Consider the following 19,905-nt stretch of genomic DNA (forward strand, 5'->3'; position numbering starts at 1 on the left):
CATGGCCGAACCAAACACGCAAGACACAAGCGCTCCAGCGCCCGAACCCAGTCGTCTGTCGAAAGGGATCGCGGATTTCTTCAGCTCTCCGGCAGCCGCGATCGCCTTCCTCACGCTGGTGATCATCTGTTGCCTGGCGCTGTTTGCGCCATGGATCTCTCCGCAAAATCCCTATGATTTGATGCAGCTCGACATCATGGATGGACGGCTGCCGCCGGGGTCCGAATCCATGACCGGGCTTGTCTATCACCTCGGTACCGACAGCCAGGGCCGCGATATCCTGTCCGGCATCCTCTATGGGCTGCGCACCTCTTTGCTGGTGGGCGTTCTGTCGGCTTTCGCTGCTGCCATCATCGGAACCTCGGCCGGACTGTTCGCCGCTTACATGGGAGGGCGCACGGAAAACGCTATGATGCGGCTCGTCGACTTGCAGCTGTCGTTTCCGACCATATTGATGGCGCTGATGATGCTCGCCGTGCTCGGCAAGGGCGTGTCCAACGTCGTGATCGCACTGATCATCGCCGAGTGGGCGACCTATGCCCGCACCGTCCGCGGCACCGCTCTGGTCGAGCGCGAGAAGGAATATATCGAGGCGGCCCGGATGCTGCGCCTGCCCGGATGGCGCATCCTCTTCAGGCACCTGCTGCCGAACTGTCTTGCGCCGGTCATCGTCATCGCCACCATGCAGATCGCCCGGGCAATCGGTCTGGAAGCAACCTTGTCCTTCCTCGGTCTCGGTGCATCCGTGACCGAACCCTCGCTCGGCATGCTGATCTCGACGGGCTACCAGTATCTTCTGACGGGCCTCTACTGGATCAGCTTCTTTCCCGGCATTGCCCTTCTGGTCACGATCGCGGCGATCAATCTCGTCGGCGACCGGCTGCGCGATGTGCTCAACCCGAGGAACATGTCATGACCCCATTGCTGCAAGTGAGCAATCTCGTCACCGAATTCGGTAACGGCAGGGGACGGCCCAGCCTTTGCGCCGTCAATGATGTGTCGTTCACGGTGGAGCGCGGCAAGGTCCTTGGTCTTGTGGGAGAATCCGGATCCGGAAAGTCGGTGACCGGCTTCTCGATCATGCGGCTCCTCGATAAACCCGGCCGGGTTGCCGGCGGCAGGATCATCTTCGACGGCGCCGACATCGCGAAATATTCGGATGAAGAGATGCGGCAGCTGCGCGGCAAGCGGATCGCCATGGTGTTCCAGGATCCGATGATGACGCTCAACCCGGTCCTGACGGTCGGTACGCAGATGGTGGAAGCCGTCCAGGCACACGACCAGGTCTCGAAGGATACCGCCCGGCAGCGGGCGCGGGATGCTTTGGCGCTGGTCGGAATACCAAGCCCTGAAGAAAGGCTTGCCGCCTACCCGCATCAGTTCTCCGGCGGAATGCGCCAGCGCGTGGCAATTGCCATCGCGCTTCTTCACAAGCCGGACCTCATCATCGCCGATGAACCGACAACGGCGCTTGATGTGACGATCCAGAGCCAGATCATTTCCGAATTCCAGAAACTCACCGAAGAGGGAAATACCGCGGTGATCTGGATCACCCACGATCTGGCGATCGTTTCAAGATTGGCCGACGAGATCGCCGTCATGTATGCCGGCCGCCTTGTGGAGACCGGACCGGTGGGCAAGGTTCTGACCGATCCTCACCATCCCTACACGGCCGGTCTGATCGCGTCCGTTCCTTCGCAAAACAGACGCGGAGAACCCCTTCACCAGATCCGCGGCATGACACCGGCGATCGACCGGCTCCCACAGGGATGCAGTTTTCGTACGCGCTGTGATCGGGCAACCGACGGCTGTCTGGTCATGCCGGCGCTCATGCCGGAAGGCGATCGCTCCTTCCGCTGCATTCATCCCGTAACGAAAGAGGTAGCATGATGACGGCGACCGCCGCGCCCCTGATCGAAGCGAGGAACGTGTCGCAGCGCTTCGGAGCCAAGCCCGACCTCGCCGCCACGATCGCGCTCAAGCTCAAACTGGCCAAACCTGCGCCCGTCGTGCACGCGCTTGATAATGTCAGCCTCAGCATTCGGCCCGGAGAGGTTGTCGGCCTTGTCGGCGAAAGCGGATGCGGAAAGTCGACGCTCGGCCGCGCCATTGCGGGGATCACCTCGCCAAGCCAGGGCCAAATTCTCTGGAAGGGGATGGACCGAAGCGCCATGTCGAAAGGCGAGCAGCATCAGTTCGGTCTCGCCAGCCAGATGATCTTCCAGAATCCGATGGCGGCTCTCAATCCGCGCATGACCGTCGAGGAGCTTATCTGGGAGGCGCCTCGAACACATGGGCTTGCCCGCTCGACGGAACGCGACGCCTATGTCGACAGATACTTGATGCTGGCCGGTTTCGACCCGGCCATGAAAAAGCGATACCCGCACCAGTTTTCCGGTGGCCAGCGGCAGCGCGTCAATATTGCGCGCGCGCTCGCCGTGCAGCCGAAATTCCTCGTCTGTGACGAAAGCGTCGCGGCACTCGACGTTTCCATCCAGGCCCAGGTCATCAATCTGTTCATGGAACTTCGTGACAAGCTCGACCTGACTTATTTGTTCGTCAGCCATGATCTCGGCGTCGTGGAACATATTTCCGATCGCGTTGCGATCATGTATCTCGGCCGCATCGTCGAAGAGGCGCCCGTCGAGGAGGTTTTCAGGCGGCCCAATCACCCGTACACGAAAGCGCTCTTGGCCGAGGTGCCGCGCATCGAACCCGGCAAGCGACAGTTCAAGCCCGTCGACGGCGAACTCCCCAGCCCGATAAACCCGCCGAAAGGCTGTCACTTTCATCCGAGATGCCCGTTTGCGATGGATCGCTGTCATATGGAAGCGCCGGTGAAAAAGGAAATTGCACCGAGGCACCTGTCGGCTTGCCACCTCAACGATGAATGATCTCAAACGATAGGATCGCTGATTGCTTCAGGCCTAAAATCATCCCTGTTCTAATGTGCATGAGCGCCGCCCGGACGGGACACTTTTTTCAACCCGGCTCCCGCAGCAGCGGTGTCCGCCAGGGACGCATCGCCGAGCGAGATGACGCCGGTTAGGCGTTTGTCACGATTGACGACGGGAAGGCGGCGGACCTGGACCTGCCCCATATTGCGGGTCACGTCGTCGACATCTTCGTCTTCGAAACAATATTTGACATCGCGCGACATGACTTCGCGCACCTTTGCATCGCCCCCGAGTCCGTCGGCAAGCCCGCGCACGACGAGATCGCGGTCGGTGATCGTTCCGACGAGCCGGTCGTTGTCGCCGACCGGCAGGAAGCCGATCTGCCTGTCGGCCATGCATCTCGCGATTTCGGCTATCGTCTGACTAGGGTTGGCGATTTCTACATCGCGCGACATGATCTCTGACACTTTCATGGTCTTTCCTCCTGCTTGTGCGGTTAGCGGAACGTCAAACGTGAGAGTCGTTCCGAAAGGAGGCGGCTCCATTTATGCCCGCTCCTCCTGGTCGCTCCTCGAACCATCTTCAACGGGCTTATCAGGATCCGACCAGAGGGCCTGGACTTCTGCCGGCAGTCCGTGGCGCACTTTCCGCACCTTGCCCGGATCAGTAAACGTAGGCCCCCAAAACCGATCTTACGGTTGGCGTCGATTGAACATGATGATGGTTCGAATCTATCAAACCAGCCAGGGAGACGAAAGTTCCGGAAGCCATCGTTAATTGCTCCGGCCGCATCGTCAGGAATCCGACGTGCCCTCCTCCTCCACGAATATCCCCCAAGCGGCGATGAAGAGAGCGGCTATCAGCGGCCCGATCACGAAACCATTGATGCCTAGTAGAGAAATGCCGCCAATGGTGGAAATGAGGACAACATAGTCGGGAAGCTTGGTCTCCCTGCCGACCAGGCGCGGCCGCAGAAGATTATCGACAAGACCGATGACGAGGGCGCCGACCGCAACCAGCACAATCGCCTTCACCCAAAAGCCGGCAAGGGCCAGGTAAACGGCCGTGGGTATCCAGATCAATGCGGCGCCGACCGCAGGCAGCAGCGACAGGAAGCTCATCAGCACGCCCCACAGAAGGGCTGGTTCGACGCCGAGTGCCCAGAAGGCGATCCCGCCGATCGAACCCTGGATGATGGCGATGATAATATTGCCTCGCACGGTCGCGTGAATGACCGAGGTGAATTTGGAAGTGAAGCGCAGCGTATGGGCGTCGCTGAGAGGCAGCGCTCTTCTGATGACACCGGCAAGGACACGCCCATCCCGGAATACGAAGAACAGGAGATAGAGCATCACGCCGAAGGTCACGAAGAACCGCAGGGTGTTCTGGCCGAGGCTCAAGGCACGCCCGGCAAAGAAGCCGCCGCCCTGCATCAATGCCGAGGAAACGCGATCCTGAAACGTATCGGCGCCATTCAGCTCGATCTTCCGGAGCCAGTCGCGGAGGAACAAGGGCAACGCTTCCTGCATTTTCTGGATAAAGCTTCGGACATCGATCTCGCCGCTGTCCATGCGTTGGTAGAGAAGGTTGCCCTGCTGGACGAGTGAACTGAGGACGATCAGCCCGGGAATGATAACGACGCAAAGACAGATCAGCACGGAGAGCGCTGCAGCAAGGTTTGCCCGCCCACCCAGCCGGGCCTCCAAACGGGCGTGAAACGGGAAGAAGATGATAGCGAGGACGACTGCCCAGAATATCGCCGAATAGAACGGTAGCACGACGGCGACGAACGCAATGGTCACGAGGACCAGAAGCACATAGAAACTGACACGCTGAAGGAGCATTCGATCTTTCCGCTTCGAGACCGCGATGATGGTAGCACAGATGCGGCGGTAGCGCTGGGCCTCCCCTCCACCCTAACGGCGCGATAACGCAGGCGCCGTCTCGCAACCGGCCGGAACTTCTACCTGCGATTTTCGTTATGCGGCTCATGTTAATGAAGCAATCAGTCCAGCCGACGCTCGGAACTACAATTCACGTTGAAGATCAGGATGTTCACATCATTGACGGTGGCAACCCACATGGCATTCCAGTCCTCCTGCTGCATGGCTGCGGCAGCCTTGCGCAGGAAATTTTGTTTCCCTTCGACAACAGCGATTTCCGGATCATTGCACCCGACCGCCCTGGCTATGGATTGAGCACGCCGCTTGCACCGGCTGAGCGTGGACCTGAGGGACAGTCCTTTTGGCTTGAACACCTTCTCGCCTCTCTTGACCTGCCGGAGGTGACGATCGTCGCGCACTCGATCGGCAGCGCAGCCGCGTTATACCTTGCGGCAAGAAGACCGGACCTGGTCAGGGGGCTTTTTCTCATCTCTCCATGTTGCAGGCCAGTGCCGCCGAAGCCGTTGATTGTGCTTAGATCGGCGGTCGCCCCGGTGGTCGGGCCGTTGATCCGCCAGCACGTCATCGGCCGGTGGCCCGCATTCTTTCTCGATCGAGGCCTGAGGTCGTCCTCCTTTCCCAATCCCCTGCCTTCTCATCTCTCGGACCTGCCGGCCTCTCACGTGGTCAATCCCATTACCATCCGCACGATGGCAGACGAGTTGCGCGCCTTCAACCGAGACATGGAGCGCCTTCCAGATCTGCCTGGCGATCTTCCCCTGCACGTTCTCTTCGGGATGGCGGACCGCGTGATTTCACCGAACTGGCATATCGATTGGCTTTGCAGGAAGCATCCGGGGCCGATCGTCAGATTGCTGAAAGGTGTCGGGCATTTGCCCCATCATGTGGTCCCTGCCGTGGCGCGACGGATGCTTGGTGACCTTGTGGAGGCATCCGCACAAGAAACGGAACTCCCGCGTGTGAGGAGCATCGGCTCGCAGGCGGTTGCGGAAGCGCCATCTCGCAAAGAGTACATGCCGGTCTTCAGAGGAGATGAATCCCCGGCCCTTTAATTCGAAGCGCCGCGGCATTCCAGAGCAACGATGGGGCAATACCAGACACAGGAGACCCGCGACCCGATCTCTGCCTTTAGGGTGGAGATGATTTTTCTATTGTGGCAAATGAAAAATCTGATTTACTGACGCTTCGCTGCTTGGCTTTAAGGGGGATATTGCCGATGCCGTGGACACGCAGAAATATTGTGCTTGGTGGATTGGCGTTACTTGGCGCCGGTGCAGTCCGGAAACCGGCATTCGCCGCGGCGTCTTCCTTTTTCGACGGCACCATCGTCGACAATGGCGTGACGTTCCGAAGAACCAACTTCGCCAAGATCGACAAGAAGTGGCACCGCCAGGTCGTCAAATATTTCAGCAGCGAGCCGATCGGCACCGTCGTCGTCGATACGAGACACCATTTCCTCTACGTGATCATGGAGAACAAGACGGCCATCCGCTACGGCGTCGGCGTCGGCCGCGAGGGCTTCAAATGGTTTGGCCGCGCGACGATCGACAGCAAATCGCTTTGGCCGCGCTGGACGCCGCCGCCTGAGATGCGCAAGCGCCATCCCGAACTGCCCGAATTCGTGGCGGGAGGCTCACCGAAAAATCCACTCGGTCCCCGCGCCATGTACCTGCATCGCGACGGCGTCGACACCGGCTATCGCTTCCACGGCACGCTGGAGCCGTGGAGCATCGGCAAGGATGCGTCGAGCGGCTGTATCCGCATGTTCAATGAAGACGCCATCGATCTTTACCAGCGTTGCCCGATCGGCACCGCGGTGCAGGTTCTGCCGCATATTGCCGATCAGGCTGAGAATGCCGCGCAGGTCAGCCAAACAACTCCGGTCGAATGAGGAATATCACCCTGATGTCTGCTCCGACCGGATATGTGAGGCGCCTTGCCGCCGCAGCCATGCTCCTGGCGCTCGCCGCCTGCAGCACCACCGATATCGCCTCCGTGGAAGAACCTGCTGCGGCGCCGATGACCGGCCAGACCAACGATCCGGCGCCCGGTTTCGAGAATGTTGCGATGGGCAGCGAAGAGGATTTCATCCTCAATGTCGGCCGGCGGATCTACTTCAAGCAGGATTCCGCAACACTCGATTCCGTCGCCATGGCAACCCTGGATAACCAAGCCGCCTGGCTCAACAAGAACCCGTCCTGGCTGCTCAAGCTGCAGGGCTTTGCCGACGATTCCGGTTCCGCATCCAAGATGGAGACGCTGTCGCAGAAGCGCGCCGATGCGGCGATGGCCTATCTCGCCTCGAAGGGCGTGGAGGCCAGACGCATGTGGGCCAAGGGCTACGGCAACGACCGCGAAGTCCGCGACTGCACGGAGCGCTCTTGCAAGGTCCAGAACAGGCGCGTCGTCTCCAATCTGCGTGCTCAGCCTGACGCGGTCTGATCCAGCTCGAACCACTCAACGCTTGGCGCAGAGGCGCCAAGCGCTATCGGCCCGGCTCAGCTCGAATACGACATGGATCTCGCTAGCCTGCGTTTAATACGAAGGTGGCAGTACATGTTCGAGTGGTGACGGCAGATCGATGATGAACCTGATATCCGCGGCATTCGACGCCACAATCAGCTGGTAATCACCCGGTTCGGCGCGGAAGGCCCCGGCCTCGATGTCGAAATAAGCGAGATCGCGCGGCAGGATCTTCATTACGGCCGTCCCAGTCTCACCGGGCGGCAGCGAAAGCTTTGCGAAGGCGCGCAGCTCCTTGTCCGGCCGCTCCACTCTGGACTTTGGCGAACGCACATAGAGCTGGACCAATTCCGACCCGGCCCTGTCGCCGATATTGGTCAGATCGATGCTGACAGTCACGCCTTCGGCACCCATGTCGCTCGTCGACAGGCGCGGCTCACCCCAGCTGAAGCGCGTATATCCAAGGCCGAAACCGAAGGGGAAGAGCGGCTCGACAGCGCGTGTATCGTGGTGACGGTAGCCGACGAACACGCCTTCGGCATAGCGCACATACCCATCCTTACCCGGATAGACGGCTGGATCGCCCGTCATGGCGGAATTGTCGGCAAGCGTTTTCGGGAATGTCTGCGGCAGGCGTCCACCGGGCTCGACGTCGCCGAACAGGACATCGGCGACGGCATTGCCCAGCTCCTGCCCGGGATACCAGATCTGCAACACGGCGCGAACCTTGCCGAGCCAGGGCATTTCCACCGGGCCGCCGGTCTGCAGCACGACCACTGTGTTGGCGTTGACGGCCGCAACCCGCTCGATCAGCTCTTCCTGCCGGCCCGGAAGCCGCATGTCGGGCAGGTCCAAGCCCTCGGTATCCCATTCGCCGTCGCGGCCGACGAAGAGAAGCGCCACATCTGCATTCAGCGCCGTCTCGACGGCTTCCTGCATATCGGCCTCGCCCAAGGGCTTTTCGACGCCGAACCGAATGGCCGTGAGGTTGATCCCCTCCCCGTTCGCCACCGGGGGATCATACTCGACGGTAACGGCATGGGCTCGGCCCGCATCGAGCGCCACCGTGCCGCGCTGTTCGTCATTGGCCGTGCCGAAATAGTTTTCGCCGCGTGTCCAGCCGTCATGGCCGTCGACCGTGAGCCTGCCATCGACGAAGAGCCGGGCCAGTCCGGCATTGGTCATGCCGAAGACATGATCGCCGCTCTCCTCCGGCACGAATTGCATCGTCATCCGCGCCGAAAAATCGGCGGGGTCGAGTTCGCCTGACGGCAGCTCGAACCAGAAGAACTCGCCCTTGTCGACGGTCTCGACGTGAAGCGGATTGCCCTGGCAACCACGCCCTTTGAAATATTCGACGGTGATCTTTCCCTTGGCCACCTCGATCAGACGGTTATGGCGGCAGCCGACGGCGTGGCTGACGCTGTTGGCATTGGAAAGGGCGGCTCGAATCCCTTCGAGTGGGCTGACCGTATAATGCGCCGCGATCTGCGCGCTGCCGCCGCCCATGACACGCGCGCTCGCGGCGTTGGGTCCGATGACGGCGATCCGGTCGAGCGATGTCTTGGCAAGCGGCAGCATGCCATCGTTCTTCAGCAGGACCGCGCCTTCCGCGCCGAGACGCCGGATCAGCGCTCGGTCTTCCGGCAGGTCGACCGCCTGCTCCGTGAGGTCGGGCCTCTTCTCGAACGCGCCGACCCGCTCGAGCAGCAGCAGGATCCGCCGCGCCGCCGCCCGCACCGTGGCGGCTTCGACCTTGCCCTCGTGCACGGCGGCAACCAGCTTCTCGCCGCGATCGCGCGCCGGGCCGGGCATTTCGAGATCGAGACCGGCATTGATCGTCTCGGCCGTCGAATGCGAACCGAACCAGTCGGACATGACGATCCCGTCGAATCCCCATTCCTCGCGTAGCACCTTGGTCAGCAGCCACTCATGCTCGCTGGTATAGGTGCCGTTGAGGCGGTTATAGGAAGACATGACGGCCATAACGCCGGCGCGCCTGACAGCCTGTTCGAAGGGCGGAAAGTAGATTTCGCGCAGCGTCCGCTCGTCGATATCGGAAGACATGGTCTGCCGCTCGATCTCGGATTCGTTGCCGGCGAAGTGCTTGACCGTCGCCGCGATCCCCTGACTCTGTACGCCCTTGATATAGGCGACGGCCAGTTCCGCGGTCAGCATCGGATCCTCGGAATAACATTCGAAATTTCGCCCGTTAAGGCCGGAACGATGGATATTCACCGTGGGTGCGAGCAGCACGGCGGCACCCTTGCTCCTCGCCTGGTGGGCAAGTGCCACGCCCATGCGCTCGACGAGATCGGGATTCCAGGTGGCGCCGAGCGCGATGGCCACAGGAAAGCAGGTCGCCTTGACGCCGCCGACCAGCGAGCCCGCGCCGCGAGCCCCATTCGGCCCGTCCGTCACCTTGATCTTCGGCACATCAAGACGCTCGACGGGAACGGTCGTCCAGAAATCAGCGCCAGACAGCAGCGAGACCTGCTCCTCGAGCGTCATCTTGTCGAGAATGGAATCGATCATGCAAACCTCCCCTTCAATGGAATTCGGGCATTGCGAAGTGCTGGCCGAGCATGCCCGGGCAATTCATCCGGTGGCGACGCCAACTTCTCTACGCACCAGGCAGTTCTTAAACCTACCGATTACTCGGTATTTTTAAGATGTCAACCGCCGAGCCGTGATATATGGATAGAGGGCGGGAGAAGGGGCAGGCGGAAGAGACGATGGCAGAATTTTTCGAACCGAAGACCGGACAGGAGGAAAAGCGACGGCGCCGATCTCGCAAGGGCGAAGCGCGCCGCGCGGAGATCCTGTCGGCTGCGATGCGGCGCTTTGCCGAAGACGGCTATCAGAATGCCGCCATCGGCGATGTGGCTCGCGACGTCGGCCTGTCGCTGCCCGGCCTGCTGCACCATTTCCCGACCAAGGTCGATCTCCTGCTAGGCATTCTGGACAAGCGCGATCTCGAATGTGAAAGCTACATCGGGCCCTATCGCTCCGATCTCCGCGGCCTGCTCAAGGGCATGGTCGGGGTCTTCCGCCGCAACGCCGAAATGATCGAGGTTATCAGGGCCTTCGCCATCCTGAATGCCGAGAGCCTGATGAAGGATCACCCGGCCAAAGCATGGTTTCTCGATCGCGCCACCCAGCTGCAGGACGACATCGCCGCGACCTTCGAAAGGGCCATCGCCGATGGCTCGATAGACCGCAAAATCGATGGCAGGGCGATGGCGGCCGAGCTGATCGCCGTGATGGACGGCCTTCAGATGCTCTGGTTGCGCGATCCCACCCGCTTCGACATGGTCGGCGGGTTGGAAGCCTATGTCACCCGCCTGCTGGCGAGCCTTGGCCTGGAGGACTGAGTTTTGGCTTGCGACTCTGCGCTCGGGAGCCGGTCGCGGATGACGCTCCATCGGAAGATCTTTCATCCATCAAAGCGTGCCAACCAGGCCATAATGCGGCTTACAGCTTCGTAATAGCGCTGCCCGACAAGCAGACCGGTATGTGTCGTACCCCAGAGACCTAAATACTCGCTGCCGATGTGACGTGCTGTCGCCCGGCCTCGATGTTCATCGGATTCGTCGTTGATGGCGCAAATGACGAGGCTGGGACAGGCGATCTTCTCGCCTTTGATGGAAATCCCCTCCGCCCCGAAATGAAAGGAAAATGCGCTGAATGCCTTTGCAGATTCCATTGACAGGTACTTCCGCTGGAATTCGATATCCTCGAATGTTTCATCGACGCTGATTTGCTCGTCGCGCACGGGAGCAGGTACGACGAGGCCGGGCATTCGCAACGCGAGATCGCGATAGGGCGCCTCCGCATGCACTTCCTTGCAAATGCTGGAATCGATCAAGACCAGCCCGGCAATCTTCACACTTTCCGCCAGTTTCTGGCTCAGGATTCCGCCCATGCTGAATCCGATCACGATGGGCGGGGTTCCACATTCTTTGATGATTTCGGCGATCACCAGCCGGATGTCTTCCAGGTAATCTTCAAACAGGATTTTTGTGAAATCCACCGACCTGCCTTTGTAGTGGCCCCGCAGGTTGACGCAATAAGAGTTCCATCCAGCCGATATGAAATGAGGAATGTATTTGCTCCACATCCAGCTCCCGGTAAAGGCGCCGTGGACGAAGAGCAAAGGCGGCCGAACGGACTGCCTCGAAGCGCTGTGCGCATGAAATATTTCGAGAAATAAGTCATTCTCTCCGATGTATTTTTCCGTGTGCTCGGGTCGTTCTTTTGCATAGTCCCGCATACCGCTCACTCCTTTGATATTGGCTGGTCGCGCATCGAGACAGAGGATATTTTCTATGCAATATTGATCAATGGCACCTCGTGGCCGTACATAAAGGACAAAATATCTTCAATCAGGTGCTAATGTGGAGAGTCTCGCAAGCGTTGTCGCCTTCGTTCACGCCGTCGAACAGCAGAGCTATGTTGCAGCCGCTAGGGTTGCCGGAGTTTCGCCGTCCGCGATCGGAAAGGCAGTGGCGCGTCTCGAAAGCCGGCTGGGCGTGCGGCTCTTCAATCGGACAACGCGCAGTATCAGCCTGACTGAGGAAGGAGCGGTCCTCTACGAGCGCTACAAACGCATCATCGACGACATGGATGATGCAGAAGCCACAATCTCACGAAGCCGGGAACGTCCAAGGGGGCGCCTTCGCGTCAGTGTGCCGCATATCGTCGGGCACCATCTTCTTATGCCGATCCTGCCTATTTTTGCCGAGCAATTTCCGGAGATCGAACTGGACATCGATTTCGAAGACAAGGTGATAGACCTGGTGGCAGAGGGCCTGGATGTCGTCGTGCGGAGTGGCGAGCTCGCCGATGCTCGATTGATTGCCCGCCATCTTGGCGACCAGCATTTCGTCGTTTGCGGAAGTCCCGATTATTTCAACCGCCATGGACAACCGGAGACGCCGGATGACCTCTCCCAACATGCCTGCATTCACTTCAAATACCCGTCCAGCGGCCGGCTCGCGCCGTGGGCATTCCGCTCACCATACGATCGGGTTCTTTTCCCGAGAAGCCTTACATTCAACAATACGGACGCAGGGCTGCGGGCAGCACGGGACGGTTTGGGGCTCGCGCATCTGCCTGTCTACGTCGCAGAGCCCCATATGCGAACCGGAAGTTTGGTCCCCATCCTGACTTCCTTCATGGTGCCGTACGGCTCGCTCTCGCTCGTCTGGCCCTCCAATCGTCAGCTTTCACCAAAAGTCCGCGCTTTCGTGGATTTTGTTGTTGCGAACTTTGCCGCCCGACCCGACGCTTTTCGACCAGCGCCAAGTTTGTCGCGATGATCGAGCTCGGCTGAATGCCGAAGCACGACAGCGCCACGCGTCCTTCTCACCGATTGGACATCATTCCCCCACCTATGACCGTGAGGTGCAAGGCATCGAGTATGGGGCCGAGCGCGGACAAGCGGATGAGATCCCATGCGGGGCCATCGGCCTCAATGCTGGCCGTAGCGCGATCATAGACGGCAACGCACTGCTTGTTGGTGATCCGGGACATGTAGAGAATGCCGTCGAAATCGGTGCGATCGTAGATTTCCTGACTGAGCCGGCGTCCGCTGGTCTGTGCCCTGGCTCGAACGGCATCTGTCGAAACCCCGAGCAGGTTTGCGCCTTCGTAGCGCAGGTCGAGCAGGAAACGCGGACTGGGGTTTCGGATAACGGCGATCGAATAGCGGTCGAACTCCTCCCGCAGTATCAATCGCTCGGCCTTGCCTTGAAACCGGTCACGAACGATCGTCTCCGCGATCGCCGTCGCGGGATCCTGAGCGAGATAGAGCAACCGGAACTTATCCCTCGGGCTCGAAAACCGCGTCTTGCCGAAGCCCATACCGAGAGGCGTCGCGGCGTGAGCGCGCGAGATGATTCTGACATAGTCGGTGATGTCGGCGCGAACGGCGAGGCGCTGCAGGACGGCCTTGTCGAGCGTCATTGCGCGGAGAAATAGGTCTGGGCCGCGTCGACGACCTCCTCCGCATGATCCTGTTGCAAGAGGTTTATGGGCCTGCGCCCGCCCAGCATGGGATTCGGCTGGCTGAGCCAAAGCCATGCTACCCGCTGATTGGAAACGAGAGCGGCAATCGTTCCTATGCCCTTTGCCGGACGCCCGTCGATGAATTGTTCGATCGGATAGACGTGCTTCCTCGTTCCTTTCAGCAGCGCGATGACCTCGCCGGCATGCTGCCAGCGATTGAGGGTGGAGCGCGCAATTCCGAAATCGCGCTGGAGTTCATTTGCGCCGGCAACCGGCCCCGCCCAATCCTCGAGCTTGCGGGCAACCGCAAGCTCGTCCAGCAATCGCTCGCCTTCCTCCGCCGTGGCGATCTTCCCAAGCCCTTCGCCTTTGGAGGGTTCCACGGCCTTCGGAATTTCAAGCGCGATCTTGCCGCCATCAGGTGCATCGCTGAAGGACTCTACCAGACCACGAATGCGGCGGGTAAGTTCGCCCTGTCGCTTGCTGAGTTCGCGTCGCACGCTAACGGGAAGATCGACAATGGCCGCCGCCGCCGCTCCCGCAATTCTGGCGGACAGGGCAACCGAGCCGGACTCGAATGTAGCGTCGGCTCTCAGCACATCGGCGACTTTGGCGGCAACACGATCGGCAACCTGCGCCTGACGAGCACGACCCTGCTGCACATGGGAACCAGCCATGAAACTATCTCCATTCTTAGAGGAGCTGATATAGTCTCAAATGGCCCATTTGTCCAGTTTGTCTCATTAATCGGCTTTTGCTCATGGTGAGACCCCGCAACGCCTCGCGGCATCGAAGCGGCGAGGCGTGATCTCCCCGGAGGAACATCAGGCCTTTTGTAGCTTCCAGGTCCGGATTTCAAACGGCATCATGTCGGCTGGTCCCTTCCGCTCCGTCGGCTCTTCGAGAATGTTCAGCGGCTGCGATACCTTCCATCCGGAAGGCAGGCTAAGGGCGAGGCTGCCGCGCCGGCCGGCCGGTTCGTAAAGACGCAGGATAAGCCCATCGCCCTCTTCCGCCGGCTTCAGGCCTGAGAAAGCGACGGGGATGCCGGTGATCACAAGCGGCGCGAAAGTGCCGGCGGAGAGGCCGCTGGATTCAGCCGAGACGAGCGGTTGGTTGAGATCAATCGCCTCGTCGAGAACGCCGCCTTCATGCCAGGCACCTTCATGCGGCATCAGCGCATAGGTGAAGCTCTGCTCACCTTCGTCGGCGAGCGGATCCGGATAGATCGGCCCGCGCACGAGGCTCATGCCGATCACGTTGCCGCGGGCGCTATGGCCGTATTTGGCATTGTTGAGCAGCGCGACTCCGAAATCCGGCTCGCTGATATCGACGAAGCGGTGCGCGACGGCCTCGAACATCGCCAGTTCCCAGGACGTATTCGTGTGCGTTGCCCGCTCGACGATGCCGAAGGCGCATTCGAAGGTCGCCTTGCGGGCCTGCGCGGCGACCGGGTTCAGGGTGCGCAGAAGTGTGCGGCGATCATGCCAGTCGATCGTCGTTTCGATGTCGAGCCGCCTGGCGTTGGCCGTCAGCACATAGGTCTGCGTGACGCTCGAATTCCGGTAACGGTAAACGACGCGGATCGCCGCGCGGTGCGGCCCTTCTTCAACGAGGGTGATACTGTCAGGCGCATCGAGGCGGATGGCCTTTTCGGCATAATCCGCGTCGATGTCCCAGGCGTCCCAGTTGCGCGGCTTGTCAGCCGGATAGACCCAGAGCTGATTTGCCGAGCCGTCGACCGCTTCCCGGCCCGATGCCTTGTGAATGAGGCTCACCACCGCCCCGTCCTTGCCGATGGCGACCGAGAGGTGGTCGTTTTCGAGATGGTCGTGACCTGCCTTCAGCCCGCCCGCCGGCTTGAGCGAGCCCTTGTCGAAAACCGCGACGGACAAGGGCGCGACGAGATCCGCGGTCGCGACGACCGTGCCGTCGGAGAGCGTTGCGCTGAGCGGCCTCGGCGCGAGGGACGGATTGACGACGACGAGGGCATCGCCAACCCCGCCCTTCGGCAGCTTGGCCGACAGCGCTTGCAATCCCCCCGCCTGTTCGGCCTTGGCATGTTCGATGACGCCGTCCAGTTCCTGCTCTGCATCCTGATAGACTTCGCGGATGCTCGAGCCCGGCAGAATGTCATGGAACTCGTTCTTCAGCACCACGCGCCAATCCGACTCGAGGCTTCGGGGCTGCCTGCCTGCTCCGAGCATATGCGCCAGCGAAGCGATGGTTTCCGCGGTGATCAGCGCCCGTTCGGCCCGGCGGTGCTTGCGCTTGACGCCGCTTTGCGACGTCAGCGTGGCGCGGTGCAGTTCGAGATAGATTTCGCCATCCCACACCGGAAGGTTCTTTTCCCCAGCGGTGCGGTGTGCCTGCTCGTAATAGCTTTTGACGGTGCCCCATCGCGCCTGCGGGATAGCCGGGAAATCGCGCAACTGCACTTCGCGCTCGACCATCTCCGGCGTGACGCCGCCGCCGCCGTCGCCGTAACCGACGGCCAGAAGCGAAGTATCGTGCTGCGTCTTGCCGCGGAAATTCTTCCATGTCGGCACGTAACAATCGGGTTGCACGAAGCCGTTATAACCCTGCATCGGATTGTCGAACGTATGGGTCAGCACCCGGCTGCCGTCGAGGCCCTTCCACCAGAAGAGATCGGAGGGAATATGGTTGGTCTCGCTCCAGTTGACCTTGATCGTGAAGAAGCTGTCGATGCCACCCTGTCTCAGGATTTGCGGCAACGCGCCGGAAAAGCCGAAGCAGTCCGGCAGCCAGCAGACCGTATGGCGGGTGCCGAAGGTCTTTTCGAAATAGCGCTGGCCATAGAGAACTTGACGGGCGAGGCTTTCGCCGGTCGGCATGTTCGTGTCGGGCTCCACCCACATGCCGCCGACGGTTTCCCACTTTCCGTCCACGACCTTCTTTTTGATGCGCTCGAGAAGCGCCGGGTCTTCTTCTTCCATCTGCGCGTAATAATGGGCGGTCGATTGATTGAAGCGGAAATCGTCGGAGCGTTCCATCAGCGAGAGCGCCGTATTGAAGGTGCGCCGCATTTTCCGCCGTGTCTCGCGATAAGGCCAAAGCCAGGCGAGATCGATATGCGCATGGCCGGTCAGCAGCAATTCTCCGTTCGGGGGAAAGCGCTTCTGCAGCTCCTTCAACCGCGCCGTCAGAGCCTTGAAGGCTGCGGCTGCCGAGCCGCTCTGCTCGTCTGTGAGGCCTGCCGGATTAACCTCAAGTTCCGGCAGTTCCCAGATCTTCTGCTGCATGACGGCGCTGGATGTGCGGGAGATATAGGCCGCCGTATCCGACGGCCAGTCGAGGCTGCGCAACGCATGCTCGGCGGCATCCATCAGGTGCGGCACGACTTCATGCTCGCCCAGCACCTCGATTGCCTCAGAAACCTGCTTCAACAGAAGATGCAGGCGATGAGCCGGTCCATCGAGCCAGATAGACCGCGCCTTGTTGAGCTTGGGCGCTCGATTGGGCTCGCCGAACGGAAAGCGGGCGACGGTTTCTGTTGCGATCGAGAAGCGGCGGCCCTTCACCGGGAATTCCTGATGATAGGGATCGAGACCGAATGTTTCCGTCTCGCCATCGGGATAGCTCAGCGTAATCAGGCTCTCGCCGCCGAGATCGAGCTGCAGGCGAATATCTGCGAGAGGCCACGCCTCCGGCGCTTCAGCAGTGGCGGCAAAATGCACCACCCCCTGGCGGTGCGGCCAATCCTGGTGATGTGCGATCGGCTCGCCCTCGAAAGTCCAGCCGTCGATCGTAGCACTTTGTCGATCTCGCCAATGCGCCAACTCGGCAATGCGAACTTTCAGACGATCGAGGCGCTGGGCAATGGTCAGAGGCATAGCTTATCCTGTTGAAAATCGACGGCTGGCAATCTTGTCGTCATGCTTTTGGGGTCGTGGTCATGGTTTTGGGGGAGATGAAGATGGCGCGACCGACATCGCGATTGCCCGGCCCCTCCTCCAAGCGGGCTTGCAGAGTCTTAGATTAAGTAACTTTGATTTGGCGTCAAGCCCGGAAGAAGTGAACCGGGGTTTACCGGGTGTCACCGTGACGCCATGTTCTTGCGAAAGCTTGCTTGCTCGACCAGACGCTCTCGCGCGTGAGGTTAGATTACAAGGAGCACACCGAAAGTCGCTCCACCAAATTGCAGGACATAACTCGACTGCTCGGGCAAACTTCGCTTCCCGCCACCACGCTATTCAACAATTCCGCACCTTGCAGACCGAGATCGTAATATGGCAAAGCGGCAGTGGTCAGCTCCGGCCTCAGCGCCAGGGAAACCGTCCGGAAATCGTCAAAGCCGACAATACTGACATCCTCGGGAATCCGAAGACCCATTGCCATCGCCGCGATGTAGACTTGGATCGCCATTTCGTCGTTGCCGCTCATGATTGCGGTCGGTCGATCCTTTTGTTGAAGCATCTCGGTGGCGGCAGCAAAAACGTAATTCTTCTCTGCTCCAACCGGTCCTTCCATGCCTAGACGGATACTAAGGTCGCTCTCCGCAAGGCCAAAGTCTCCGGTGGTTTTGCGGAAAGCATCGAGGCGCAGTTCCGCGCCAAGCAAAATTGGATTGAGTCGGATGTAGCCGATCTTTCGATGGCCCCTTTCAAGCAGATAGCGTGTCAGATTCTGCGCACCCTGGTAGTCATCGGGTTCGATTGACGGCAACAATTCGCTCGTGCGAGGTCGACAGTTGATCATGACTGTGGGGATACCGACGTCGCCGGTTTCGGGGTCAACGATGCGATGGTACATCGTTACGTAGAGAACACCGTCAATGCGGTGCGATTGGAACATTTTCCAAATTTTAATTTCCTGCTCGGACGCACCGCCGGTGTTTGCCATCAGGATGGTCTTGCCGTTGGCATTGGCCCAATCCTGGATCCCGCGAACGATATCCACTGAATAAGGCGTCGTCGACACGTAGTCAGCGATGATACCAAATGTGTTGGAGCGACTTGAGCGTATTTGGCGCGCGGCCATATTGGGCACATATCCGAGGTCTCGAATTGCCCTTTCGACCCTCTCCCTCGTTTCCTCGGTCACATATGGTTCGCCGTTGATAACGCGAGACACAGTTTTGTTGGAAACCCCCGCCACTTTCGCGACGCTGACTATGCTCACCATCTACGCCAATCTCCTTGTCGGGATTCGTTTTAGACCAGACGCATGACAACGTCGACATATTTTTCTGACAACGTCGTCATTCCATATTGACAACGTCGTCATACGAGGACTACCTTCGCACCAAGAAGGAGGGCTCAGTGCAAGTGCAGCGAGCCGACAGGGAGGAATCAATGAAGAAATTGCTTGGTGCCAGCGCACTCGCGCTTGTTTTCATGGCCGCCACTGCCAATGCCGAAACCATCAACATTCTGGTGGAAGGCGGCGGCGAAATGTTGCAGAAGGCGGTCGCCGAGAAGTTTACTGCCGAAACAGGCATCAAGGTGAACTTCACGACCGTTCCCTATCAGGGTGTCTTTGACAAGTTCTCGGCCGAAATCGCCTCAGGCTCTTCCGCGTTCGATGTCGTGACGATCGACGTCGTGTGGAATGCGAAATTTGCAAGCCACGTCGAGGATCTCTCGGCTCTTTTCACCGATGCGGTTCGCGCGGATCTGCCGCCTTCCTTGCTTGCCGATGCGAAGGTCGGTGACAAGCTGATCGGCATGCCTGCCTGGGCCAATGCCGAGATCGTGTTCTATCGCAAGGATCTGTTTGATAAGGCTGAGGAAAAGGAGGCTTTTCAGGCCAAGTATGGCTATCCTCTCGCGCCGCCCAAAACCTGGCAGCAGTGGCGCGACATTGCGAAATTCTTCACGCGTGACACCGACGGCGATGGAAAGACTGACTTCTGGGGCACCGACACCATCGGCACGTTTTCAGAGGAATGGATGGCGCATGTGCTGCAGGCGGGTTCGCCAGGGGTGATCCTCGATAAGGACGGGCAGGTCATTATCGACAACGAGGCGCACAAAAAGGCACTTGAATTCTACATCGCGCCGCACTGCATTGATCATTCCGTTCCTGAAAATGTGAACGAAATCGGCTGGGGCGAGGCGCAGAACCTGTTCTACCAGGGCAAAACAGCCATGATGAAGTTCTGGGCGCACGCCTACAAGATGACGCCTCCGGATTCAAAGGTCAGCGGCAAAGTCGGCGTGGTGCCAATGCTGGCCGGCGACGCCGGGGTCGCCGCTGTTCCCGGGCCTTGGTACAACGTCGTTCCTTCGACATCCCAGCACAAGGATGCAGCGAAAAAATTCATCTCGTTTGCTATCGCCAACAATGCCCTGGGTATCGAAGCTCCCCTCGGCCTTGCCGCGACGAACTCCGCCTATCGCAGCTATTCAGGCAAGGCCGGCTATGAGCACTTCCCTCCACTTCTTGAGACGCTGAGCGCGCCTACCACCCAGGGCCGGCCGATCAATGAAAAATATCAGGAAATCGTCGATGAAGCTGTTCTCCCGGCTATCCAGCAGGCGCTGACCTGCAAGGCGGATGTCGGCGAGGTCCTGACGGAAGCCAAGGAAACGATCGAGGACATTCTCAACTAGCCTCGTACATTCCTCAACATCGTGGGGCAAAATATGCCCCGCCCTTAGCTTTCGGAG

Annotated in this window: 17 protein-coding genes; 9 read left to right on the forward strand and 8 right to left on the reverse strand. The window is 59.8% G+C overall.

Features of this window, described 5'->3' with window-relative positions; translation table 11 throughout:
- The first annotated feature begins 1 nt into the window (after position 1).
- Genes C3Y91_RS09910 through C3Y91_RS09920 form a run of 3 tightly spaced genes read left to right on the forward strand, consistent with a single transcriptional unit; the run spans position 2 to position 2,894 of the window.
- Positions 2-916 carry an ABC transporter permease gene (locus C3Y91_RS09910; RefSeq protein WP_024321572.1) on the forward strand — a complete coding sequence of 305 codons (915 nt, stop codon included), beginning with the start codon at positions 2-4 and terminating at the stop codon, positions 914-916.
- Positions 913-1,890 (forward strand): ABC transporter ATP-binding protein, encoded by a 978-nt coding sequence (locus C3Y91_RS09915; protein ID WP_024321573.1) that lies wholly within the window; start codon positions 913-915, stop codon positions 1,888-1,890. The genes C3Y91_RS09910 and C3Y91_RS09915 overlap by 4 nt, the downstream gene beginning before the upstream one ends.
- Positions 1,890-2,894, forward strand: coding sequence for an ABC transporter ATP-binding protein (locus C3Y91_RS09920; RefSeq protein WP_024321574.1), 1,005 nt, complete (start codon positions 1,890-1,892; stop codon positions 2,892-2,894). The genes C3Y91_RS09915 and C3Y91_RS09920 overlap by 1 nt, the downstream gene beginning before the upstream one ends.
- A gap of 50 nt (positions 2,895-2,944) precedes the next feature.
- Here the strand turns inward: C3Y91_RS09920 and C3Y91_RS09925 are convergent, their stop codons facing one another.
- Entirely contained in the window at positions 2,945-3,370 is a 426-nt protein-coding gene (locus C3Y91_RS09925; protein WP_024321575.1) for a CBS domain-containing protein, read from the reverse strand.
- Positions 3,371-3,691: 321 nt separating this feature from the next.
- Entirely contained in the window at positions 3,692-4,741 is a 1,050-nt protein-coding gene (locus C3Y91_RS09930; protein ID WP_024321576.1) for an AI-2E family transporter, read from the reverse strand.
- Between the two features lie 137 nt (positions 4,742-4,878).
- Between C3Y91_RS09930 and C3Y91_RS09935 the strand changes: the two genes are divergently transcribed.
- From C3Y91_RS09935 to C3Y91_RS09945, 3 genes are all read left to right on the forward strand, one after another.
- On the forward strand, positions 4,879-5,853 hold the full coding sequence (locus tag C3Y91_RS09935) for an alpha/beta fold hydrolase (protein ID WP_024321577.1): 975 nt from the start codon (positions 4,879-4,881) through the stop codon (positions 5,851-5,853).
- Between the two features lie 164 nt (positions 5,854-6,017).
- Entirely contained in the window at positions 6,018-6,692 is a 675-nt protein-coding gene (locus tag C3Y91_RS09940) for a L,D-transpeptidase (RefSeq protein WP_024321578.1), read from the forward strand.
- 14 nt (positions 6,693-6,706) lie between these two features.
- Complete coding sequence (locus tag C3Y91_RS09945) at positions 6,707-7,243, forward strand: OmpA family protein (protein ID WP_024321579.1); 537 nt, start codon at positions 6,707-6,709, stop codon at positions 7,241-7,243.
- Positions 7,244-7,336: 93 nt separating this feature from the next.
- Here C3Y91_RS09945 and C3Y91_RS09950 read toward each other — a convergent pair whose 3' ends face one another.
- On the reverse strand, positions 7,337-9,799 hold the full coding sequence (locus tag C3Y91_RS09950) for a glycoside hydrolase family 3 C-terminal domain-containing protein (protein WP_024321580.1): 2,463 nt from the start codon (positions 9,797-9,799) through the stop codon (positions 7,337-7,339).
- A 200-nt stretch (positions 9,800-9,999) separates the two neighbouring features.
- Here C3Y91_RS09950 and C3Y91_RS09955 point away from each other — a divergent pair, with 200 nt between their 5' ends.
- Positions 10,000-10,638 (forward strand): TetR/AcrR family transcriptional regulator, encoded by a 639-nt coding sequence (locus C3Y91_RS09955; protein ID WP_024321581.1) that lies wholly within the window; start codon positions 10,000-10,002, stop codon positions 10,636-10,638.
- A 62-nt stretch (positions 10,639-10,700) separates the two neighbouring features.
- Here C3Y91_RS09955 and C3Y91_RS09960 read toward each other — a convergent pair whose 3' ends face one another.
- A complete protein-coding gene (locus tag C3Y91_RS09960; protein WP_024321582.1) occupies positions 10,701-11,537 on the reverse strand; it encodes an alpha/beta hydrolase in 837 nt (278 codons plus the stop codon).
- Between the two features lie 124 nt (positions 11,538-11,661).
- Here C3Y91_RS09960 and C3Y91_RS09965 point away from each other — a divergent pair, with 124 nt between their 5' ends.
- Positions 11,662-12,585: a LysR family transcriptional regulator gene (locus C3Y91_RS09965; RefSeq protein WP_024321583.1), complete on the forward strand. Its 924-nt coding sequence runs from the start codon at positions 11,662-11,664 to the stop codon at positions 12,583-12,585.
- A gap of 46 nt (positions 12,586-12,631) precedes the next feature.
- Here the strand turns inward: C3Y91_RS09965 and C3Y91_RS09970 are convergent, their stop codons facing one another.
- The 4 genes from C3Y91_RS09970 to C3Y91_RS09985 all read right to left on the reverse strand — a co-directional run bounded on the left by C3Y91_RS09970 (position 12,632) and on the right by C3Y91_RS09985 (position 18,418).
- Positions 12,632-13,231 (reverse strand): RES family NAD+ phosphorylase, encoded by a 600-nt coding sequence (locus tag C3Y91_RS09970; protein ID WP_024321584.1) that lies wholly within the window; start codon positions 13,229-13,231, stop codon positions 12,632-12,634.
- On the reverse strand, positions 13,228-13,950 hold the full coding sequence (locus C3Y91_RS09975; protein WP_024321585.1) for an antitoxin Xre/MbcA/ParS-like domain-containing protein: 723 nt from the start codon (positions 13,948-13,950) through the stop codon (positions 13,228-13,230). The genes C3Y91_RS09970 and C3Y91_RS09975 overlap by 4 nt, the downstream gene beginning before the upstream one ends.
- Positions 13,951-14,097: 147 nt before the next feature.
- Positions 14,098-17,127 carry an alpha-mannosidase gene (locus C3Y91_RS09980; protein ID WP_024321586.1) on the reverse strand — a complete coding sequence of 1,010 codons (3,030 nt, stop codon included), beginning with the start codon at positions 17,125-17,127 and terminating at the stop codon, positions 14,098-14,100.
- 271 nt (positions 17,128-17,398) lie between these two features.
- Complete coding sequence (locus tag C3Y91_RS09985) at positions 17,399-18,418, reverse strand: LacI family DNA-binding transcriptional regulator (protein ID WP_024321587.1); 1,020 nt, start codon at positions 18,416-18,418, stop codon at positions 17,399-17,401.
- Positions 18,419-18,588: 170 nt separating this feature from the next.
- Here C3Y91_RS09985 and C3Y91_RS09990 point away from each other — a divergent pair, with 170 nt between their 5' ends.
- Positions 18,589-19,848: an ABC transporter substrate-binding protein gene (locus C3Y91_RS09990; RefSeq protein WP_024321588.1), complete on the forward strand. Its 1,260-nt coding sequence runs from the start codon at positions 18,589-18,591 to the stop codon at positions 19,846-19,848.
- The last annotated feature ends 57 nt before the right edge of the window (positions 19,849-19,905 follow it).

The organism is Rhizobium ruizarguesonis (assembly GCF_012349115.1).
GTDB lineage: Bacteria > Pseudomonadota > Alphaproteobacteria > Rhizobiales > Rhizobiaceae > Rhizobium > Rhizobium ruizarguesonis.